17 protein-coding genes are annotated in these 17642 nt (G+C 37.6%); 5 read left to right on the top strand and 12 right to left on the bottom strand.

The genetic code is table 11. The annotated features are described in order from the left end of the window. Window positions 1–188: 188 nt before the first annotated feature. The 9 genes from ACQ76T_RS14330 to ACQ76T_RS14290 form a co-directional block, all read right to left on the bottom strand. Window positions 189–1151: a T9SS type A sorting domain-containing protein gene (locus ACQ76T_RS14330; protein ID WP_431343983.1), complete on the bottom strand. Its 963-nt coding sequence runs from the start codon at window positions 1149–1151 to the stop codon at window positions 189–191. A 41-nt stretch (window positions 1152–1192) separates the two neighbouring features. Then, a complete protein-coding gene (locus ACQ76T_RS14325) occupies window positions 1193–2608 on the bottom strand; it encodes an outer membrane beta-barrel protein (protein ID WP_431343982.1) in 1416 nt (471 codons plus the stop codon). Further along, entirely contained in the window at window positions 2601–3167 is a 567-nt protein-coding gene (locus ACQ76T_RS14320) for an RNA polymerase sigma factor (protein ID WP_431343981.1), read from the bottom strand. The genes ACQ76T_RS14325 and ACQ76T_RS14320 overlap by 8 nt, the downstream gene beginning before the upstream one ends. A 98-nt stretch (window positions 3168–3265) precedes the next feature. Continuing rightward, on the bottom strand, window positions 3266–3841 hold the full coding sequence (locus tag ACQ76T_RS14315; RefSeq protein ID WP_431343980.1) for a DUF4840 domain-containing protein: 576 nt from the start codon (window positions 3839–3841) through the stop codon (window positions 3266–3268). A gap of 223 nt (window positions 3842–4064) precedes the next feature. Further along, window positions 4065–5480, bottom strand: coding sequence for an efflux transporter outer membrane subunit (locus ACQ76T_RS14310; RefSeq protein WP_431343979.1), 1416 nt, complete (start codon window positions 5478–5480; stop codon window positions 4065–4067). Further along, a complete protein-coding gene (locus ACQ76T_RS14305) occupies window positions 5467–8625 on the bottom strand; it encodes an efflux RND transporter permease subunit (RefSeq protein WP_431343978.1) in 3159 nt (1052 codons plus the stop codon). Before ACQ76T_RS14305 ends, ACQ76T_RS14310 begins: the two co-directional genes overlap by 14 nt. 29 nt (window positions 8626–8654) lie before the next feature. Next, entirely contained in the window at window positions 8655–9773 is a 1119-nt protein-coding gene (locus tag ACQ76T_RS14300) for an efflux RND transporter periplasmic adaptor subunit (RefSeq protein ID WP_431343977.1), read from the bottom strand. Between the two features lie 362 nt (window positions 9774–10135). Beyond that, the gene (locus tag ACQ76T_RS14295; protein WP_431343976.1) at window positions 10136–10900 is read right to left on the bottom strand and encodes a LytR/AlgR family response regulator transcription factor; all 765 of its coding nucleotides are present in this window, start codon (window positions 10898–10900) and stop codon (window positions 10136–10138) included. Beyond that, window positions 10897–11955 (bottom strand): sensor histidine kinase, encoded by a 1059-nt coding sequence (locus tag ACQ76T_RS14290; RefSeq protein ID WP_431343975.1) that lies wholly within the window; start codon window positions 11953–11955, stop codon window positions 10897–10899. Before ACQ76T_RS14290 ends, ACQ76T_RS14295 begins: the two co-directional genes overlap by 4 nt. A gap of 290 nt (window positions 11956–12245) precedes the next feature. Here ACQ76T_RS14290 and ACQ76T_RS14285 point away from each other — a divergent pair, with 290 nt between their 5' ends. Continuing rightward, window positions 12246–13070 carry a universal stress protein gene (locus tag ACQ76T_RS14285; protein ID WP_431343974.1) on the top strand — a complete coding sequence of 275 codons (825 nt, stop codon included), beginning with the start codon at window positions 12246–12248 and terminating at the stop codon, window positions 13068–13070. Between the two features lie 157 nt (window positions 13071–13227). Here ACQ76T_RS14285 and ACQ76T_RS14280 read toward each other — a convergent pair whose 3' ends face one another. Then, a complete protein-coding gene (locus ACQ76T_RS14280; protein ID WP_431343973.1) occupies window positions 13228–13530 on the bottom strand; it encodes a hypothetical protein in 303 nt (100 codons plus the stop codon). 138 nt (window positions 13531–13668) lie between these two features. On the opposite strand from ACQ76T_RS14280, the gene ACQ76T_RS14275 reads away from it, so the two are divergent. The 4 genes from ACQ76T_RS14275 to ACQ76T_RS14260 are packed head-to-tail and all read left to right on the top strand — an operon-like array spanning window position 13669 to window position 15569. After that, window positions 13669–14178, top strand: a complete 510-nt coding sequence (locus tag ACQ76T_RS14275; RefSeq protein WP_431343972.1) for a hypothetical protein — start codon at window positions 13669–13671, stop codon at window positions 14176–14178. After that, window positions 14175–14522 carry a tRNA-binding protein gene (locus tag ACQ76T_RS14270; RefSeq protein WP_431343971.1) on the top strand — a complete coding sequence of 116 codons (348 nt, stop codon included), beginning with the start codon at window positions 14175–14177 and terminating at the stop codon, window positions 14520–14522. The genes ACQ76T_RS14275 and ACQ76T_RS14270 overlap by 4 nt, the downstream gene beginning before the upstream one ends. A gap of 15 nt (window positions 14523–14537) precedes the next feature. Then, window positions 14538–15239, top strand: coding sequence for a 3'-5' exonuclease (locus ACQ76T_RS14265; RefSeq protein WP_431343970.1), 702 nt, complete (start codon window positions 14538–14540; stop codon window positions 15237–15239). A gap of 3 nt (window positions 15240–15242) precedes the next feature. Continuing rightward, window positions 15243–15569 carry an SUF system Fe-S cluster assembly protein gene (locus ACQ76T_RS14260; protein ID WP_089693143.1) on the top strand — a complete coding sequence of 109 codons (327 nt, stop codon included), beginning with the start codon at window positions 15243–15245 and terminating at the stop codon, window positions 15567–15569. Window positions 15570–15617: 48 nt separating this feature from the next. On the opposite strand, the gene ACQ76T_RS14255 is transcribed toward ACQ76T_RS14260, so the two are convergent. Both ACQ76T_RS14255 and ACQ76T_RS14250 read right to left on the bottom strand, forming a co-directional pair. Then, complete coding sequence (locus tag ACQ76T_RS14255; protein WP_431343969.1) at window positions 15618–16454, bottom strand: sulfurtransferase; 837 nt, start codon at window positions 16452–16454, stop codon at window positions 15618–15620. A 154-nt stretch (window positions 16455–16608) separates the two neighbouring features. Continuing rightward, window positions 16609–17457 carry a hydroxymethylglutaryl-CoA lyase gene (locus ACQ76T_RS14250; RefSeq protein WP_431343968.1) on the bottom strand — a complete coding sequence of 283 codons (849 nt, stop codon included), beginning with the start codon at window positions 17455–17457 and terminating at the stop codon, window positions 16609–16611. Between the last annotated feature and the right edge of the window lie 185 nt (window positions 17458–17642).

Here is a 17642-nt window from a genome sequence, read left to right as displayed (position 1 = left end):
CAGATGCTCAAAAGAAAGGTTTTATGATGATTTTCATTGAACAAGGATTAATAAAATGTATCATGTGCTGAACTTAAAGTATTAAAATGCATTCAGCTCTTCTGCATATAAGGATACGTTCTTTCGGCATCTGGGCTTCTTACCCACAATCAAATCTTTAAACAAGTCTGAATTTCAAGTATTTAATCTTATTTCTTTATAAATTTATTTCTATACTCTACTCCGGAGGTACTTTGGGAAATAATAATATAGTTCCCCGGTACCAAATGACTCACATCAATGGACTGATTATATTGATGATTGCTTTTTGTCATAATAAGTTTTCCGGACATATCGATGATTTTTATTTCTTTGTACTTTTCAGATTCTTTCCCGATATAAAGAAGCTGGGCTGTTGGATTAGGATAAACCTTCAGTTGATTGTCTTTCGCTTTTACTTCTCCGGTTCCCAGATTGTTACAGAATGGCCAGTCTCCAAAGTTCAGCTCCAAAAAGGCAAATGAATCCAGCATTTGACATTGATCCGGACAGTATTGCGTACAGGCATAAAATCCGTATGTTCCACTATCCACCGCATTATAAGTAGGGCCAGCAACACCAGGAATGATGCAAGGGTCATTTCCTGCCGGAGGATTGCTTGACGGAAGGCATCTGAACCAGGTATGCTTACCATACAACACTGGAAATATATTCTCAAGTTTTACGGAAGCTCCGTTGCATACATTAACGGCTCCGGTATCAGTTTGCTCATAAGTACCTGGTGTAAATGTGGAGATCATTGCCGGAAGTCCATACGCAAATCCGTCTGCTAAAACTGCTGGACTTTCTGCTGTACAGTCTCCGTTGGTAACCACTACTTTGAAATAATGCAGCTGATCGCTCCCATTCACCGTTAATTGTTGTGAAGTAGCTCCAGGAATAGCCACCCAAGGATTGGTATTGGGAGACTGCCAGGTCCATTCCTGCTTATACCACTGGTAAGTTCCGTATGTCTGTGTAGTAGAAAGTATTTCGTCTTCCGTATCACAGAACAGAATTGATCCCGGGGATTTTATTCCAAGCCTTGGGCTGGTAATTGTAGGAGTACATTGCGCCTTGATATTCAGAAAGCTGAATAGTACAAACGCTAAAAAAATTAGTTTTGTTTTCATATATAAATATTTAGGATTGATTGATTTACCTTTTCTTCCGTTTAATCCAGCAACAGCCTTACCCCGAATCTCACATTGAAATAGAATGGCTTTTCTCTATAAATGGTATTGGGAGAGTGGTCTGCTTTGAAATGATATCCTATCCCCGGTTCTGCATAAATTCCGAATCTGTCAACGAGTTTCAGCTGAAGTCCAACGGCTGTGTTTACCGAAAACTGCAGCGCTTTACTTTCCAGATCTTCTTTAGAGGTTTCCTTTATTTCATCGTTTACGACATACGTTGTAGTAATACTTCCTGCCACGGGTTTCTCCAGCAATGCCCCACCTGTTACATATCCCGTGAATCTACCTTTCTGAATCACATTGTAATTGATCTGAACAGGAATTCCTATATAATGTACAGTCTGATCTCCTTTGATGTAGTTGGCATCAGTTCCAGAGTGAAGTTCAGAAGCCAGTTTTGTATAGTTTACACCGGTTCCGATCCCCCATCTTTTCCCTAAATTATAATAAAGAGACAGTCCAAATGTGACAGGAACCTTATGTCTGATCCGTGCTACCACAGGCTGACTCTGATTGGCAAGAAGGATCTGCGTTAAAGCATCTTCTGTGTACTCTGCAGCGCTCCATACCTGTTCAGTATTCATTGCTCTTCCGTCTATAGAAGCATATCCGGGGAATTGTTGTTCTGCGGAATTGGAAGAAGCACTCCCTGTAAGCATACTCAACATCCATGATTTCTTTTGGGAGGGTTCCGAAATCTTTTTATTTACATTTTCAGCATATAATTCTTCCGGCAGTTGCTTTTTGGAAAGAGATTCATCTGCTTGATGTTCGTTATCATTTCCATTGTCAGCCATCTTTTCATTTCCGGGAACAATTTTCATGGATTGAGCATTTTCATTAGAAAACACTTCTGTTGTTCCATCCGGTATTTTTCCTGTTTTTTGCAGATTATCATTGATTTCAGCTTTATTTTGGCTAAAATTTTGATAATTTTCAACCTTACGGGCTTCTTTTGTCGGTAAAGCATTTTGAACCACAGAAGAATTGAAATTTGAACTTATATGCTTATTTTCGTTTAAAACACTTTCCATTTTCTGAGTTTCCAATCCTGAATTTTTCGCTTTTTTCTTCTGAATATCTTGTTGGTTTTGAGAAAGTACTTTAGTTGTATTATTCTCAGGCAGCAATTGTATAATCCAGATAAGCAAGGCGACGGCCGCTGCCATTCCTCCAATACGATAAAACAAAGATCGATTTCCTTTCATACTCTTCGCTGGCGGCAATTCAGAACCCATATTATTCTGATTTTCAATAAATAAACCTACAATTGGCACATTGTTTTTTTCTTCATCAAATAATTCATCTCTGATGTCATCCCACAATCCTTCAGGAATATCCTCTTCATGGTCTTCCATTCTGCTACGCAGGTTATTTAACCATTCATTATTCATATTGTGCTTTTTTTGACATTTTAAACTCTTTTATTTTCTGACTGAGCAATGCTTTTCCTCTGTGAAACTGGGAAGCTGAAGAGTTCTCTGCTATTCCCAGGATGGCTGCAATTTCTTTGTGACTTTTTTTCTCAAAAACATACAGATTGAAAACCGTTCGGTACCCATCTGGTAAGGATCTGATCATATTCATAATATCTTCCTTAGGAATTTCCTCAAAATCCGGCTCTTCTTCATTGGGAATATCCGGGATTTCTTCTACCTCAACGGCAGATTTAAAATCTCCTTTCTGCCTGATATGTTTCAGAGATTCGTTGACTACGATGCGGGTTAACCATGCTTTTAACGATCCATTTCCTCTATATTCAAAAGATTCTATAGAGCGGAACATTTTGATAAAGCTGTTTTGAAGAACATCATGAACATCTTCTCTTTCGGCAATGTAACGGGAGCACACATAAGTCAGATTTCGGGAATAAGCTCCGAAAAACTCCTTCCAGGCAGCTTCTTCTTTATTGAGAAGGTGCTTTATCAAAATCTGTTCTTTAGTTTCTTCCATAGACTGCTGCCGTGGCTCTTTCGATAGGTATTAAAATTTTCAGCAAAAATAGATTGCATCTTTATAAAACGCAATCCATTGATGATGAGATCTGTTAATTAATTTTTTATACAGAATGGAAAGTTATAATTAATGACTTCATAAGGGGTAAGAACTGTTCCGTCTACTGTAATTTTCTGTGCCGTAAAAGCATACCTCAGCGATCGGTCCATTCCTACATAAAATCCTTTCTGTTTAGCCTCCAGCGTCACCACTGTTTTTTTGTTCACTCCATTCACCGGGATCTGAAATTCAAGGGTTTTGGGAGCGAAGGCTAATTCTACAACATTGTTGCCTGTATTTACAGATGCGGTGTAGTTCAAGTTATATTTCACTTTTCCTATTGCTTTTAAGGCGGTTTTTACTTTTCCTGTATCTTTTACTACTGTTTTTACAATCTCATTGATGGGAAATTCGGCAAAGCTAATGGTATCTTTTTTTACTTTAAAATCTTTGATACTTTCTGTTTTGGTGGTTCCCTGTACGATGATCAGTTTTCCTTTATAATTTCCGGGCATTTCTTCGAGCTTCACCAGTGGAATATCTGGTCCGTCATCATTGCACGAGTATAAAGTGAATCCTGTAAATATCAGTAATACGGCTATAAAAAATTGGGGTACTGTAAATTTTTTCATTGCATTATTTTTTCATTAAACATTAATTATTTTAGAGTACTCAATGATATAAACCTCGTTTTCCGGAAATCTTGCACGATTTTAAAAAAAAAAGATCAAATTTCCCATAAAGCACTGATTTACTGATAGTAAAATTTAAACATTTTCTGGTATTTTTTATTAAAATCAAAAAAAGGAAGCCACCAATGTAACTTCCTTTTGCATTCATCTATTATTTTACCTTTTATTGTACTCCTCCTCCAAGAGCTCTGTAGAGGTCCACCTCAGCATTGAGTCTTTCAAGGGTAACATTTACTGTTTCCAGATCGTTCTGGAGTTTATTGTTCTGCGCTGTGATCACTTCCAGATAAGTGGCCATACCGCTTTTGTAAAGCTTCAGAGCATCATTGATCCCTTTATCCAGAATCGCCGTTTTTTGTTCCAGAAGTTCTAATCTTTCGGTAGAACCTTTAGACTTAGCCATTGCATCGGATACCTCTCCCACTGCGGTCATAACGGACTGCTTAAAGTTGACAGTGGCTTTTTCCTGTTCAATAAGAGCGGTTTCATAAGCTGTTCTCAACTCTTTTTTCTGAAAAATAGGTGCTGCGAGGTTAGCGGCAACCGCCTTTGTAATAGATCCGGGGATATCAAACCATGAACTGAATTTATTAGAATTCACTCCAATCTGAGGACTCAGACTGATACTTGGATACATGGCTGCTTTTGCCAACCCTGTTTTTGAGTTTAAGCTGATCACGTTCAGTTCTGCAACTTTCAAATCTGGTCTTCTACTCAGCAGCTGTGCAGGAAGACCTTCTGAAAGTTTATTTTCCGGGACCATTGTTTTTAGAGTTCCTTCTCTTTCTATCTTATTCGGATATTCACCACAAAGGATGCTTAATGCGTTTTCCTGAATGGAAATATTCTGTTTTGCTAGTGGAATCAGTAATTCTGCGGTCTTCTTCTGTGCCTCTGACTGTTGAACCGCTAGCGAATTGATTTGTCCGGCTTTAAACTGAAGATTCATCATCTTAAGAGTACTGTCGCTCAACTCAATGTTTTGCTCTGCTATTTTCACCTGCTCATCGAGACTTATTAAGTTATAATAGGCCTGAGCTACCTGAACAACAATCCTGCTTTTTATGGCATTTAGGTTTTCTTTTTGTGCAAAATATTCTGCGGCGGCAGATTCTTTCTGCATTTTAGCTTTTCCCCAGATATCTACTTCCCACGAAAGTCTGAGAGCTGCACTGAAGTCGTCTATGTACTTCGTTCCAACAAACTGCTCGTTGAGAGAGCCGTTAAGCGTATTGATGGAAGCCCAACTTCTGTTAGCCCCCGCAGTGAAATCTAATGTCGGCATCAGCGACATTTTTGCTTTTTTGTAAGCGAGATCCAACTGCTCTATGCTTTTTAAAGCAACGCTCACTTCATTATTTTTGGTAAGGGCTTTATCGATCAATCCAATCAGTTTAGGATCTTTGAAAAATGTCTTCCAGGGAAGAACTACCGTATCTCCTGTTACCTGTAGTGATTCCCGATAGGTCTCAGGAACATGAAGTTCTGTTCTTGTATAGGGTTTTCCTACAGCGCACGACATCAGAAGTGATGCCAATGCGCCTGAAATAAGGAAATTCTTTATATTAAATATTCTCATTGGTCAATTGATTTTGTATTACCGGATACTTCTTTTTAGATGAAAATTTCTCATCCAGATACTGGAAAAACATATACAGTACAGGAATTACAAATACTCCCAGAACGACTCCGCTCAGCATTCCGATGGCAGCACTTACACTGATTGATTTATTTCCTGAAGCCATACCTCCTGTAGAAATCATTAGTGGGATCATTCCTACAATGAACGCTAAGGACGTCATGATGATGGGACGTAATCTCGCTTTGGCTCCTTCCAGCGCTGAATCCAGAATAGAAAGACCTGCTTTTCTACGTTGTATGGCAAATTCCACAATAAGGATAGCATTCTTGGCTAATAAACCGATAAGCATGATTAATCCTACCTGTACATAAATATTATTATCCAGTCCGATCGCTTTTATTCCTAAAAACGCTCCTACAATCCCCGTCGGAATGGAAAGCATTACGGCTAAAGGAAGGATGTAACTTTCATACTGAGCAGCCAAAAGCAGATATACGAATAGTAAACACAATCCAAGAATGACAACAGTTTGGTTTCCTGCAGATTTTTCTTCCAAGCTTAGCCCTGTCCATTCATAGCTATAATCGGAAGGAAGTTTGTTTAAAGTAGGTTCAATCTTATCCATTAAGGCTCCGTTGCTTATACCAGGCTTTGGCACTACATTGATATTTAATGAATTATACAAATTATATCTTTGTACAGATTCTGGTCCGTATACTTTTTTCAAAGTAATCAGGGTATTGGCAGGTACCATTTCTCCTTTATTATTCTTCACAAAAATATCGTTGAAGGCCTGCTCATCCATTCTGAAAACACCATCCGCTTTTATATTCACTCTATAGAATTTTCCAAATCTTGAGAAATTCTGAGACTGATCTCCTGAGAAATAAGTCTGTACAGTCCCTAATAAATTAGCGATACTTACACCGAGTTGTTTTGCCTTATCCTCATTCACTTCAAGTTCCAACTGAGGATAATCTGCTCTGAACATAGTATAAGCATAAGCCACTTCCGGAACCTGCATCAGCTGACCGATAACATCATCTGCTTTGGCTTTAAGAGATTGTGGATCCCTTGCCATACGGTCCTGAAGTACGATTTCTGCATCATTGGTTACCCCATATCCTTCTACAGGAGGCATTCTGAAGCTCATTACACTTCCTTCTTTTATTACTGAAAGCTTTTCGTTCACAATGGTCATAATCTCATCAATATTCTGGACTGCTCCTCTTTCCTTTTTAGGCTTTAGTTTCACAAACCCCATGGCATAAGCTGGCCCAGCACTGTTACTCAACAGGTTAAATCCTGTGATAGACGTATTTTCCTGAACAGCATCTACTGTTTTCAAAATTGCATTGATCTTGTTGGAAACCTCTGTTGTTTTCGTTAATCCAGTCCCCGGAGGCATACTTAAGGAATAGATGAAGAAACCATCATCTTCCATAGGAACAAAACTTTTGGTGGTACTTGTCATCAGCCATGCGGATAATCCTATAATTCCGGCTACCAAACCTGCTGCAATCCATTTTTTTCCAATTAAAAAACGAACTCCTTTTGCATAACGGTTGGTCATATTATTGAATCCTGCATTGAAAGCTACGGCAAATCTTTGTCCGAATCCTTTAGGCTTGTTGCCTTCTTCTGTGTGGTGGTTTTTCAAAAATACCGCACATAATGCCGGAGTTAAAGTAAGAGCATTTACGGCAGAAATAATAATTGCAATAGCTAATGTATAAGCAAATTGTTTATAGAAAAGCCCTGCCGAACCTGACATAAAACCAATCGGAATAAATACAGCAGACATAACCAATGTGATTGAGATTACCGCGCCTGTAATTTCACTCATCGCTTTATGCGTAGCTTCTCTTCCGGAAAGATCTGTTCCTTCCATATTACTGTGAACAGCTTCTACCACAACAATGGCATCATCTACTACAATACCGATTGCCAGTACCAGGGCAAAGAGTGTTAAAACATTGATGGTAAATCCTAATACCAAAAGGAAAAAGAATGTTCCAATGATGGCTACCGGAACTGCAATAGCCGGAATAATAGTAGATCTGAAATCCTGTAAAAAGATAAATACCACGATAAATACAAGAATAAAGGCTTCTATCAGAGTAGATTTTACCTGACCTGTTGCTTCATCCAATCTTTCTTTAGTACTCATTACTTTGGTATATTTTATACCGGGAGGAAATGATTTTGAAAGTTGATCGATGGCTTTATTGACCCCTATTTCAATTTCGTTGGCATTGGAACCAGTTGTCTGCATGATGGCTACCGTAACCGCATTTTTACCATTGGAAAGGTTATCTCCACTGTTGTTGATAGATCCGAATTCTACACGGGCCACATCTTTAAGCCTGATCACATTGGTACCATCATTTTTAACGACGATATTTTCATATTGTTCAGGTTTATTCTTTTTTCCTTTGTATCGGATTACATACTCCAGAGCGGCTTTAGATTCTTCCCCTAATTTTCCCGGTGCAGATTCTAAACTGTGGTCTGCAATAGCATTGGACACATCTGAAGGTTCAAGCCCGTAAGAGGACATCTTCTGAGGATTCAGCCAGATTCTCATAGAATAATCTTTCACCCCGAAGATCTGGGCCTGCCCTACTCCTTTTACTCTTTTTATCTGAGGGATAAGGTTGATATTGGCATAGTTCTGCAGAAAGGTTTCATCATACTGTTTATTGTCTTCAGTATAGATATTGAAGATCAGTACCATACTGTTCTGCTGCTTGGAGGTGGTGAGCCCCATCCTGATTACTTCCTGGGGAAGTATCGGGGTAGCCTGCTGTACACGGTTCTGTACATTTACAGCGGCCTGGTCCGCATTCACTCCCTGTTTGAATATCACTGATATTGTGAATGTTCCGTCGTTACTTGCGGTGGATTTCATGTAACTCATATCTTCCACTCCATTGATCTGCTCTTCTAAAGGCGTAACCACAGAACGAATCACCGTCTCACTGTTACCTCCCGGATAAGATCCTGAAACAGTAATGGTAGGCGGAGAGATGTCCGGGAACCTTGTCACCGCCAGCTGGTTTAATCCTATGATCCCTAAAATGACAATGATAAGGGATATTACCGTCGCCAATACTGGGCGGTCTATTATCTTTTTTAACATTTTTGAATTTTGTAAGAATGTTTATACAACTATTTAGAAGGCATCACTTTAGCAACAACCAATGCTCCGTCTGTAAGAGCATCAATTCTGTTGGCCGCAATTTTGTCTCCTGTGTTCACGCCTTCTTTTACAAAGTAATCTTCAGAGGTACTTCCTGAGATTTTAATCTGAGTCATTTTCACTTTGTCTTTTCCGTCCAGTTTATATACAAAGAATTTATCCTGGATATCTTTTACTGAAGTCTTTGGAAGTTTAATCACTCCGTTCAGTTCATTATGAATCATTACTCTTGCAGTACCTCCTGCTCTCAGTAATTTGTCCGGATTTTGGAAGACGGCTTTCATTTGAATACTTCCTGTATTTCTGTCGAAATTTCCACTGGCATTCTCCAGTTTTCCAGGTAGAGAATAAGTAGATCCGTCTGCCAGTATCAATTCTACATTTTCTGAACCATTACCTGCGGCTGCGACTTTACTGTGTGCAATAAAATCGGCCTCACTCATAGAGAAGTAAACGTTTACCGTATGTATATTGGAAAGGGTTGTAAGCGGAGAAGCATCAGAAGGGCTGATGAGGTTTCCTATTCTATTGGGAATTCTTCCAATGTACCCGCTAACGGGTGCTTTGATATAAGTAAAGTTAGCATTGATTTTGGAAGAACCTAATGAAGACTGAGCCTGCGCAACCTGTGCAGAAGCAGCTTTATAACTTGCCTGTGCCGTTTTCAACTGCATATCAGAAACTACTTTTCCTTCCACAAGAGGTTTTAGCTTTTCAACTTCTAGTCTTGCTGTTTCCTGAGCAGCCAGAGCCGCTTTCAGCCCTGCTTCATTGGTATTCACCTGTTCATTATAAACAGAAGGATTAATTCTGAATAATGTCTGTCCTTTATTGACGTATTGCCCCTCTTTAATGTATACTGCTTCCAGATATCCTGTCACCTGTGCTTTGATATCCACATTATCCTGTCCTTCTATGCTTCCGGGGTATCCCATTGCTACATCTGCATCTCCTGATTTCATCTGGATAAAGTCTGTAGGAAGCGCCTGCATTTGTTGGGTATTTTCCTGTGCGTTTCCAGAGCCGCAGGAATAAAGTATTGCCGCTGCGGTGAGTGAAAGAACCCAATATCCTTTTCTGTAGTTCATAACATTTGCTTTTAAATTTTACAGTGGCAAAATAAGCTCATATAGTAAGGACATTCATCTGAAAATATGGTGAAGCGTAATTAATCGCAGGTGAAGCGTATGATAGGAAAAATGAAAGGAAAAGAGGGTTTTAGTCTGGATTTTTATTGATTTTGATGTTTTGGAACCTGAGGAAGTAGAGAATTTGGAGGTTGCTAGAAAATCGCGAAGACGCAAGATATTTCATGGGTATCATGTTTTAGGGCGCAAGAAGATAAGAGGCTTTCAGCAAGTCTCTTTTTGGGTATGAATATATAAATAATTAAGGATTGGTATATTCCTGACAATTATAATTTTACTTTCTGTTTTTATTCTCTATTGTATTAATAATCCATCCAGGATTTAAAAATGGAAGCTTTCTCTCTACTTACAATCACTTCCATTTCAGGATGCTTTCGAAGCTCCAATTTCAGTTTCCCATTAAAGTGGTTGGAAATCTGTCTTACAGAGTCTATATGAATAATAAACTGCCTGTTGGCTCTGAAAAAGAACTTAGGATCAAGTTGTTTTTCCAGTTCTTCCAATGTTTGGGGAACATTTTCAACGATACCGGTGTTCAGCATCGCCTTACTGATCCCCAGTTCTGTATAAAAATAGAGGATATCTTCCGCCAAAACTGTTTTATAACCATCACGGTGAGCAATAAGAAAACGTTTTCTATAATCTTTGGGTTGAATATAGTTTAAAAGACCTTCAATTGCCGTTCCTACAAACGGAACTGTTTCTATAAAGGTTTCGTAGCGTCTCAGCGCCATATCAAGTTCTTCTTCTTCAATGGGTTTCAGAAGATAATCTATGCTGTTGTATTTAAATGCCTGAACAGCGTATTCATCATAAGCAGTTGTAAAAATCACAGGACTTCTGATTTCAAACTTGTTAAATATTTCGAAGCTTAATCCGTCTGCAAGGCGTACATCCATCATGATCATGTCCGGGGCAGCATTATTTTCCAGCCATTGAACAGATGAAATAATAGAATCTTCTACCGCTACAACTTCTGCATTGGGTCTTAGTTTCAGCAAAAGTCTTTTCAATCTGTCTGCATTAGGTTTTTCGTCTTCGATAATTAAAATTTTGTTCAGCTTCATATCAGGGGAAGTTTTACGGTAAATTGATTTTCAGTTTTTTCTATAATGGGTTTTGTATATCCCAGAATATCATATCTCGCAATAATATTGGTAAGCCCAACTCCTGAGGAATCCGGTTTATTAATGAGCGGTAAAACGGTATTGGAAACAACCAGTTCTTTGGTAGGAAGTGTATAAACTTCTATTCTTAACGGATTAGATTTTGAGGTTTGGTTATGTTTAATTGCATTTTCAACCAATAGTTGCAATGATAAAGGCAGCGTATACATCGATTTATACTCTTCCTCAATATCTATTTTAAATACAACACCTTCTCCGATTCTTTTTTCAATCAGAAAGATATAGGACTCTAAAAACTTCAATTCCTCTTCTAAGGCAATAATATCTTTTTTGGAATTAACGAGCAGATAGCGGTATACTCTGGCAAATTTCTCCGAATATTCATATCCTAATTGTTGATCTTCGAGAATAAGTTCAGAGAGCACGCTCAGGTTGTTAAAGATAAAATGGGGGTCAATCTGTAATTTAAGGGCCTGAAGTTCTGCGGCCATTGCGGCCTGTTTATGTTTTGAAGCCCTCAGTTTATGTTGAGCAGCCTCTACAGCTGTTTTTTTCCAGTTTGCCAAAAGATAATCCACGGTATTAAATGCACTGATAATAAGAGAGATAATAATATTTGTTGCCACCCACTGTCCCAGCAAAGTATATTCTTTTCGGGAATCCATTTCCGGGAGACTTTCCGAGGTACTTTCAATAATAAAGTTGATGACAATTACCATCAGAATACTTCCTATGATCTGAAGACCTCCTTGAATCAAAAGTCTTTTCACGGTCCTGTTTCTCCATGGAAGCAGTCTGTTGAGAATTCCATCAATAGAAATACTTACCTCAGAAATGATAGCTGAAAAGAAAAATACCCACAATAAATCTTCCACAATGGTTTGCCATGGAGAGTCAAAATATCCCTCCCAAAGGGGATCAAAAGGATTGATCAAGTAGGAAAACAGACAGAATGTGATGATCGCTACCGTCCAGATCACCAGCCTTCTCTTCATGGTAGAGAGTATTTTTTTATTCCGTACAATTTTTTTCCTGATTTTAGAAATCCTGTTCATATGCGGGAATTTATGATTGTAAATATATAAATAGATTTTCTATGGGATATCCATCATTTAAACGAGACCGCCAAAACAATCGATGAAACGTTAAATAGAAGACTTAAAATGAATCGCAACGCTTCATCACCTCAAAAGTACATTTCATCACCATTTTATGCAATGTCACTTTATTTTTAAAGAAAGGATATCTCTTTGTATGATAGTTTTGCAGGATCAAATCCGGTACAATGAAAACAATAATTGTCTGCACAGATTTTTCCCAGGAAGCTGAAAACGCCACCCATTACGCAGCTTCTCTGGCTAAAGAAAACAACTATAAAATCGTTCTTTTCAACCTTCAAACAGTGTCTATTCATGCATTGAATGCCCAGGCATCAGCAGATTTCTTCTATGAACAGACCTTTAAAAATCAAAAGAAACTGGCTGGAAAAGCTTCTGAAATCAATACATTATACACTATTGAAACTGAATATTATCTGGCCTCAGGAAGTTTTATAGAAGAGCTGGAAAAATGTATTTCAACCATTATGTGTGATTTTATTGTATTGGGAATGGCTGAAAAAACGCTCGAACAAAGATTGTTGGGAAATACGGTCAGCAAAGCTATACACAGGATTAAAAAGCCTGTCCTTATAATTCCTTCCCATATTGAATATACGGGAATCCGAAAAATTCTCTTTGCTTATGATACCCACAAAAGCATGACCTGGTCTGCTATGAATGACATCTATTATTTTATCAATGCATTCAATTCTGAAATTGAGATCTTCAACGTAAGTGAAAGTCTGGAAGATTTCACAGAGGTCATTCATGACCATGATCTGAACTCCGGATACGATCTGAATGATATTAAATACAGTTTTAAAATGATCCAAGCCATAGAAGTGATCAAGGCTATCGAAGAAGAAGTAAGACTTACGAATCCTGATCTTCTGACAATGGTTCCTTATAAATACAATCTTGTAGAATCTATTTTCCACCGTAGCAAAACGGCGATTATGGCTTACAAAAATAAAGTTCCGTTATTATCAATTCCTTTAAACATAGATTAAGCATCAATAAAAATCTTTAATCATTTGAATTATCCTTTTTGCCCTTAAAGGCTAAATTTTACACTTAATCTTGTTAATCAGCCCGGAATAAATTCCGGGCTGATTTTATGTTGTGCTTGATCTTGAAAAGAAAACTCCCTTTAAGAATAGATTGAATTTATTTTGTTAATCTAAAATATTTTCCAGCTTCATCTTTTGCTATTTCCATTATTCTGCAGTTAAAATTTTGATAATACAATGGTTCTCCGGTTTCGTCACAAAGGGTTAAAAAATCAAGATTGTCAAATATGGCCTTTATAGAAACTGTCCATGCCGCTATTATTTTACGCTCAGGTCTTGATACTTCTTTCTCTTTATTGAAAGAAATTTTATTGATACATGAATCTGTATAATTTTTTCCTTTCAAATCTTTTAAAACCTGCTGAGTTTTTCCCAAAATTTCGGTTTCTGTATGTATCATTATCCTTTTTACTCTTATATAAAAAGTGGAAAAGTTGCATTTATTTAGTGTTTTACAGGTGTTTCTTTACAACTTTCCTGTTTCCAAAATTAATATTTAAAATGTAATTTAATACATTTGTTATCAAACATATTCAAAATGAATTTCGAACAGGTTAATCTCCATCTTGAAGCCTACAAAGAACACAACCAGATTTTGGATGCGGCTAAATACCTGATCCATTCTTTTAATCTGGAACATGAAAACTTTGCAGGGTTTGGTTTCAGGGAAGAACTTTCACCTACCTCAATGCTTCTGACAGCAGAAGGAGAATTAGGTGGTCCGCAAACGGTGATGATTCCAAGAAATTTATTTGATTTCGATCTAAACCTGGTTTTGAATATGGTAGCCCACGAAATGCTTCATGTAAGGCAAAAAGCTCCCGGACAGGTTATTGAAGACAAAAATGAACGAGAATTCCAGGCCTATTATGAAATGCTTTTTCATAAAGTATTTCCTCAGGTTCCGGAAGTTTCAGATTTTCATAAAAAATTCTTCGGCGGCAAAGCTTTGGAGTATTATAAAAGAATGGGTGAAGGTTCAGTATTACAACAGAAATATGCAGAACAGAAAACAGAAGTAGAACATTTAATCAACCAATTATCATGACAGTAAAACCAGACATTACCTGGGCAGATTTTGAAAAAATAGATATCCGATGTGGAACCATCATCGCCGTAAACGATTTTGAAAAAGCAAGAAACCCCTCTTACCAGCTTGAAATTGACTTTGGTGACTTAGGAATTCGAAAATCATCAGCTCAGATTACCACTCTTTATGAAAAAGAAGAACTTGTAGGAAAGCAGATTTTAGCGGTAGTCAATTTCCCTAAAAAGCAGATTGCCAATTTCTTCAGCGAATGCCTTGTGCTGGGAGTATATGGTGAAGACAAAAAAGATGTCACCCTTATTAGCCCTTCATTGCCTACCAAAAACGGAATGCAACTAGGATAAAAGTAAAAAACACATATGATACAGAACATACCTTTAGAAAGGGTCTTATTTCTTGATATTGAAACCGTTCCTCAAGCCGGATCCTGGGATGAACTCCCGGAAACCGAACAACACCTTTGGGATAAGAAAACGAAATTTCAGAGAAAGGATGATATTTCTGCAGAAGATTTCTATGAAAGAGCCGGTATTATGGCTGAGTTTGGAAAAATCATCTGCATTACCATCGGAATGGTAGAAAAAAATGAAACCCTGAAAATAAAAAGTTTCTCCGGACACGATGAAAAGAAAATGCTGAAAGAATTTGGTGAAATTTTCAACAGTCCCAGGCTTTATAATGTTATTCTCTGCGCTCACAACGGAAAAGAATTCGATTTTCCTTGGATTGCCAGAAGATATCTCATTAATGGCATGCAGCCTCCGGCTCCGTTTCAGATGTTTGGAAAAAAGCCATGGGAAATTCCACATATAGATACAATGGAGCTGTGGAAATTCGGAGATTATAAAAGTTTTGTATCCCTTGAACTGCTGGCTCATGTCTTTGGTATTCCTACTCCAAAGGATGATATTGACGGCTCAATGGTTTCATCAATTTACTACATAGAGAAAGACTTGCAGAGAATTGTTGATTATTGTGAAAAAGATGTCTTAACTTTGGCAAATGTTTTCCGGCGTATGCGTCAGGAAGATTTGTTGAAAAGGAATATCAATCTAGATTAAAAAATGAAATTTACAGACGATCAAATTGCTGACATTGGTGAGGAAATCATTGGTGTACTGAAAACCGTATATGACCCCGAAATTCCGGTAGATATTTACGAACTAGGGCTGATTTATGATGTCCAGATCTCCGATGATGCTGACGTAAAAATTATAATGACACTTACTACTCCGAACTGCCCTGTTGCAGAAACTCTTCCGCAAGAGGTAAAAGATAAAGTGGGCGAAGTAGAGAATGTAAAAAGCGTTGATTTAGAACTTACTTTCGAACCGAGCTGGAACAAGGATATGATGAGCGAAGAAGCAAAGTTTGAATTGGGAATGCTTTAATCAATTTTAACAATATAAAACCCCAGAACGATTTCCGGGGTTTTACTTTTATATTTCTGTTGCTATTTCTTTGCCTTCTCTTCGGCTCCACTCACTCCACGAACCTACATACAGATCTGGAATTGGAAAACCTGCATAATCTAATGCCAAAATAGTATGGCACGCAGTAACTCCTGATCCACAGTGAATAATCAGATGCTCAGGTTTATTTTCCAATAACTTTTTATATTTTTCTTTTAAAATCTCAGGTTGTAAAAAAATTCCGTTTTCATCAAGGTTTTCAGAAAAAGGAATATTGATTGCTCCTGGAATATGTCCTGCAACCAGATCAATCGGTTCAGATTCCCCGTTATAACGATAAGCATCTCTTACATCAATAACGGTCGAAGAATCTTCTTTCAAGTCATTTTCAACAATTTCAAGACTTGAGATGGGTAATTTCCATTGATTCTTTTGGATTACAGAAGCTTTATCAAATGTCTCTTCTCCTGAAGAAAATTCTACACCAGCTTTTTCCGCAGCCTGCATTCCACCATCAAGAACCTGAACATTTTCAAAACCGAAAGACTTTAACATCCACCATGCTCTAGCAGCTGCATTCGAAGCATTCTTATCATCATAAACAACAATATGAGCGCCCTCTGGAATTCCAAGGTCTGAAAGTGTTTCAGCAAACTTTTCTACAGAAGGAAGTGGATGCCTCCCTCCAAAAGCAGCATTTTCACCTATTTCAGCCAGATCTGTATCCAAATCTATAAATCGGGCACCTTTGATATGTTTGTCAAGATAGTTTTGCTTTACGTCTTTTCCGGTTCTTGCATCAAGAATGATGAGATTTTCAGCAAGGATATTTTTGAGTTCAGATGATGAAATTATTGGAGTCATTTTGTTGATTTTGGAGTTGAAATTTAATTATGTTTTGGCTAAAGCCATTTGTATCTCTATATAGTAAAGCGGGCTAAAGCCCGCTCCTATTGATTTTTCTCGCTGATTCTACTGATTGAGCAGATCTCTTTTCTATCTATGAGATTGATTCATTTTAAAAATGAAAAATATCCTTCGCTTTGTTATAAGAACTTTCAAAATTCAGAAGGTTTAGCTTATGATCTGCTTTTTCAACACTCATAAAGTTGATGACCTGCTCTGTAGGCATATTTCCCACAAGATCATCTTTCGCCATAGGACATCCTCCGATTCCTTTGATGGCACTGTCGAATCTTCTGCAACCTTTATCGTAAGCCGCTTTCAATTTTGAATAGGAATCTTCATAACGGTTATGAAAATGTCCTCCAAAGTTAATTTCCGGATATTTTGAAGGTATTTTTTCAAATAAAAGAGCAATGGTTTCCGGTGTTGCTACACCGGTTGTATCCGACAGTAAAATGTCCGTTACCCCAATATCTGAAAACTTTTGTGCCCATTGGTCTACATCTTCCCATTTCCACATTTCTCCGTAAGGATTTCCGAAAGCCATGGAAAAATAAATATTGAGCTGCTTTCCTTCACCTTTTACAAGTTCTAGCATTTTGATAACTTCATCAAAAGCTTCTTCCTGACTTTTGTTGGTATTTCTGTGTTGGAAAGTTTCAGAAATAGAAAAAGGAAAGCCCAGAATATCCACCGATTGATGTTTCAATGCTTTTTCCGCTCCTCTGTAATTTCCAATAATGGCAGAAACTTTTGTATTGGAACGGGATTTATCTATATTTTCTGCTACCTCATCAGAGTCAGCCATTTGCGGAATTGCTTTTGGAGAAACGAAACTCAGGCAATCCAATACATCAAACCCAACATCCATTAAGGAGTTGATATAATCTATTTTTTTATCGGTAGGGATAAACTCTCCCCATCCCTGCATGGCATCTCTAGGACATTCTGTAAGAAACATTTTTACTTTTTGATTTTCTCAAATATAATAAAACTAAACTACTTCGTATACTGTACATACAAATCTAACACTATTTTGATTTTCAAAGTTTTATATCTGATTTATAATTTCAATAATTGATATTCGGTCGCAAATAACGTATTCTGAGCATCAAATTTGCTAACTTTGTTAAAATTTATGATAAA

Source organism: Chryseobacterium sp. JK1 (assembly GCF_050632815.1).
Classification (GTDB): Bacteria; Bacteroidota; Bacteroidia; order Flavobacteriales; family Weeksellaceae; genus Chryseobacterium.
The sequence above is the reverse complement of the archived record's forward strand: the minus strand, read 5'-3'. Positions and strand labels throughout refer to the sequence as shown.

Bases quoted from the DNA above. Each gene is read 5' to 3' on its own strand.
- ACQ76T_RS14310 (WP_431343979.1), bottom strand. From the start codon at position 5,480: ATGAGAATATTTAATATAAAGAATTTCCTTATTTCAGGCGCATTGGCA.
- ACQ76T_RS14325 (WP_431343982.1), bottom strand. From the start codon at position 2,608: ATGAATAATGAATGGTTAAATAACCTGCGTAGCAGAATGGAAGACCAT.
- ACQ76T_RS14270 (WP_431343971.1), top strand. From the start codon at position 14,175: ATGACAGTAAAACCAGACATTACCTGGGCAGATTTTGAAAAAATAGAT.
- ACQ76T_RS14290 (WP_431343975.1), bottom strand. From the start codon at position 11,955: ATGAAGAGAAGGCTGGTGATCTGGACGGTAGCGATCATCACATTCTGT.
- ACQ76T_RS14265 (WP_431343970.1), top strand. From the start codon at position 14,538: ATGATACAGAACATACCTTTAGAAAGGGTCTTATTTCTTGATATTGAA.
- ACQ76T_RS14330 (WP_431343983.1), bottom strand. From the start codon at position 1,151: ATGAAAACAAAACTAATTTTTTTAGCGTTTGTACTATTCAGCTTTCTG.
- ACQ76T_RS14295 (WP_431343976.1), bottom strand. From the start codon at position 10,900: ATGAAGCTGAACAAAATTTTAATTATCGAAGACGAAAAACCTAATGCA.
- ACQ76T_RS14255 (WP_431343969.1), bottom strand. From the start codon at position 16,454: ATGACTCCAATAATTTCATCATCTGAACTCAAAAATATCCTTGCTGAA.
- ACQ76T_RS14305 (WP_431343978.1), bottom strand. From the start codon at position 8,625: ATGTTAAAAAAGATAATAGACCGCCCAGTATTGGCGACGGTAATATCC.
- ACQ76T_RS14285 (WP_431343974.1), top strand. From the start codon at position 12,246: ATGAAAACAATAATTGTCTGCACAGATTTTTCCCAGGAAGCTGAAAAC.
- ACQ76T_RS14250 (WP_431343968.1), bottom strand. From the start codon at position 17,457: ATGTTTCTTACAGAATGTCCTAGAGATGCCATGCAGGGATGGGGAGAG.
- ACQ76T_RS14300 (WP_431343977.1), bottom strand. From the start codon at position 9,773: ATGAACTACAGAAAAGGATATTGGGTTCTTTCACTCACCGCAGCGGCA.
- ACQ76T_RS14320 (WP_431343981.1), bottom strand. From the start codon at position 3,167: ATGGAAGAAACTAAAGAACAGATTTTGATAAAGCACCTTCTCAATAAA.
- ACQ76T_RS14315 (WP_431343980.1), bottom strand. From the start codon at position 3,841: ATGAAAAAATTTACAGTACCCCAATTTTTTATAGCCGTATTACTGATA.
- ACQ76T_RS14260 (WP_089693143.1), top strand. From the start codon at position 15,243: ATGAAATTTACAGACGATCAAATTGCTGACATTGGTGAGGAAATCATT.
- ACQ76T_RS14275 (WP_431343972.1), top strand. From the start codon at position 13,669: ATGAATTTCGAACAGGTTAATCTCCATCTTGAAGCCTACAAAGAACAC.
- ACQ76T_RS14280 (WP_431343973.1), bottom strand. From the start codon at position 13,530: ATGATACATACAGAAACCGAAATTTTGGGAAAAACTCAGCAGGTTTTA.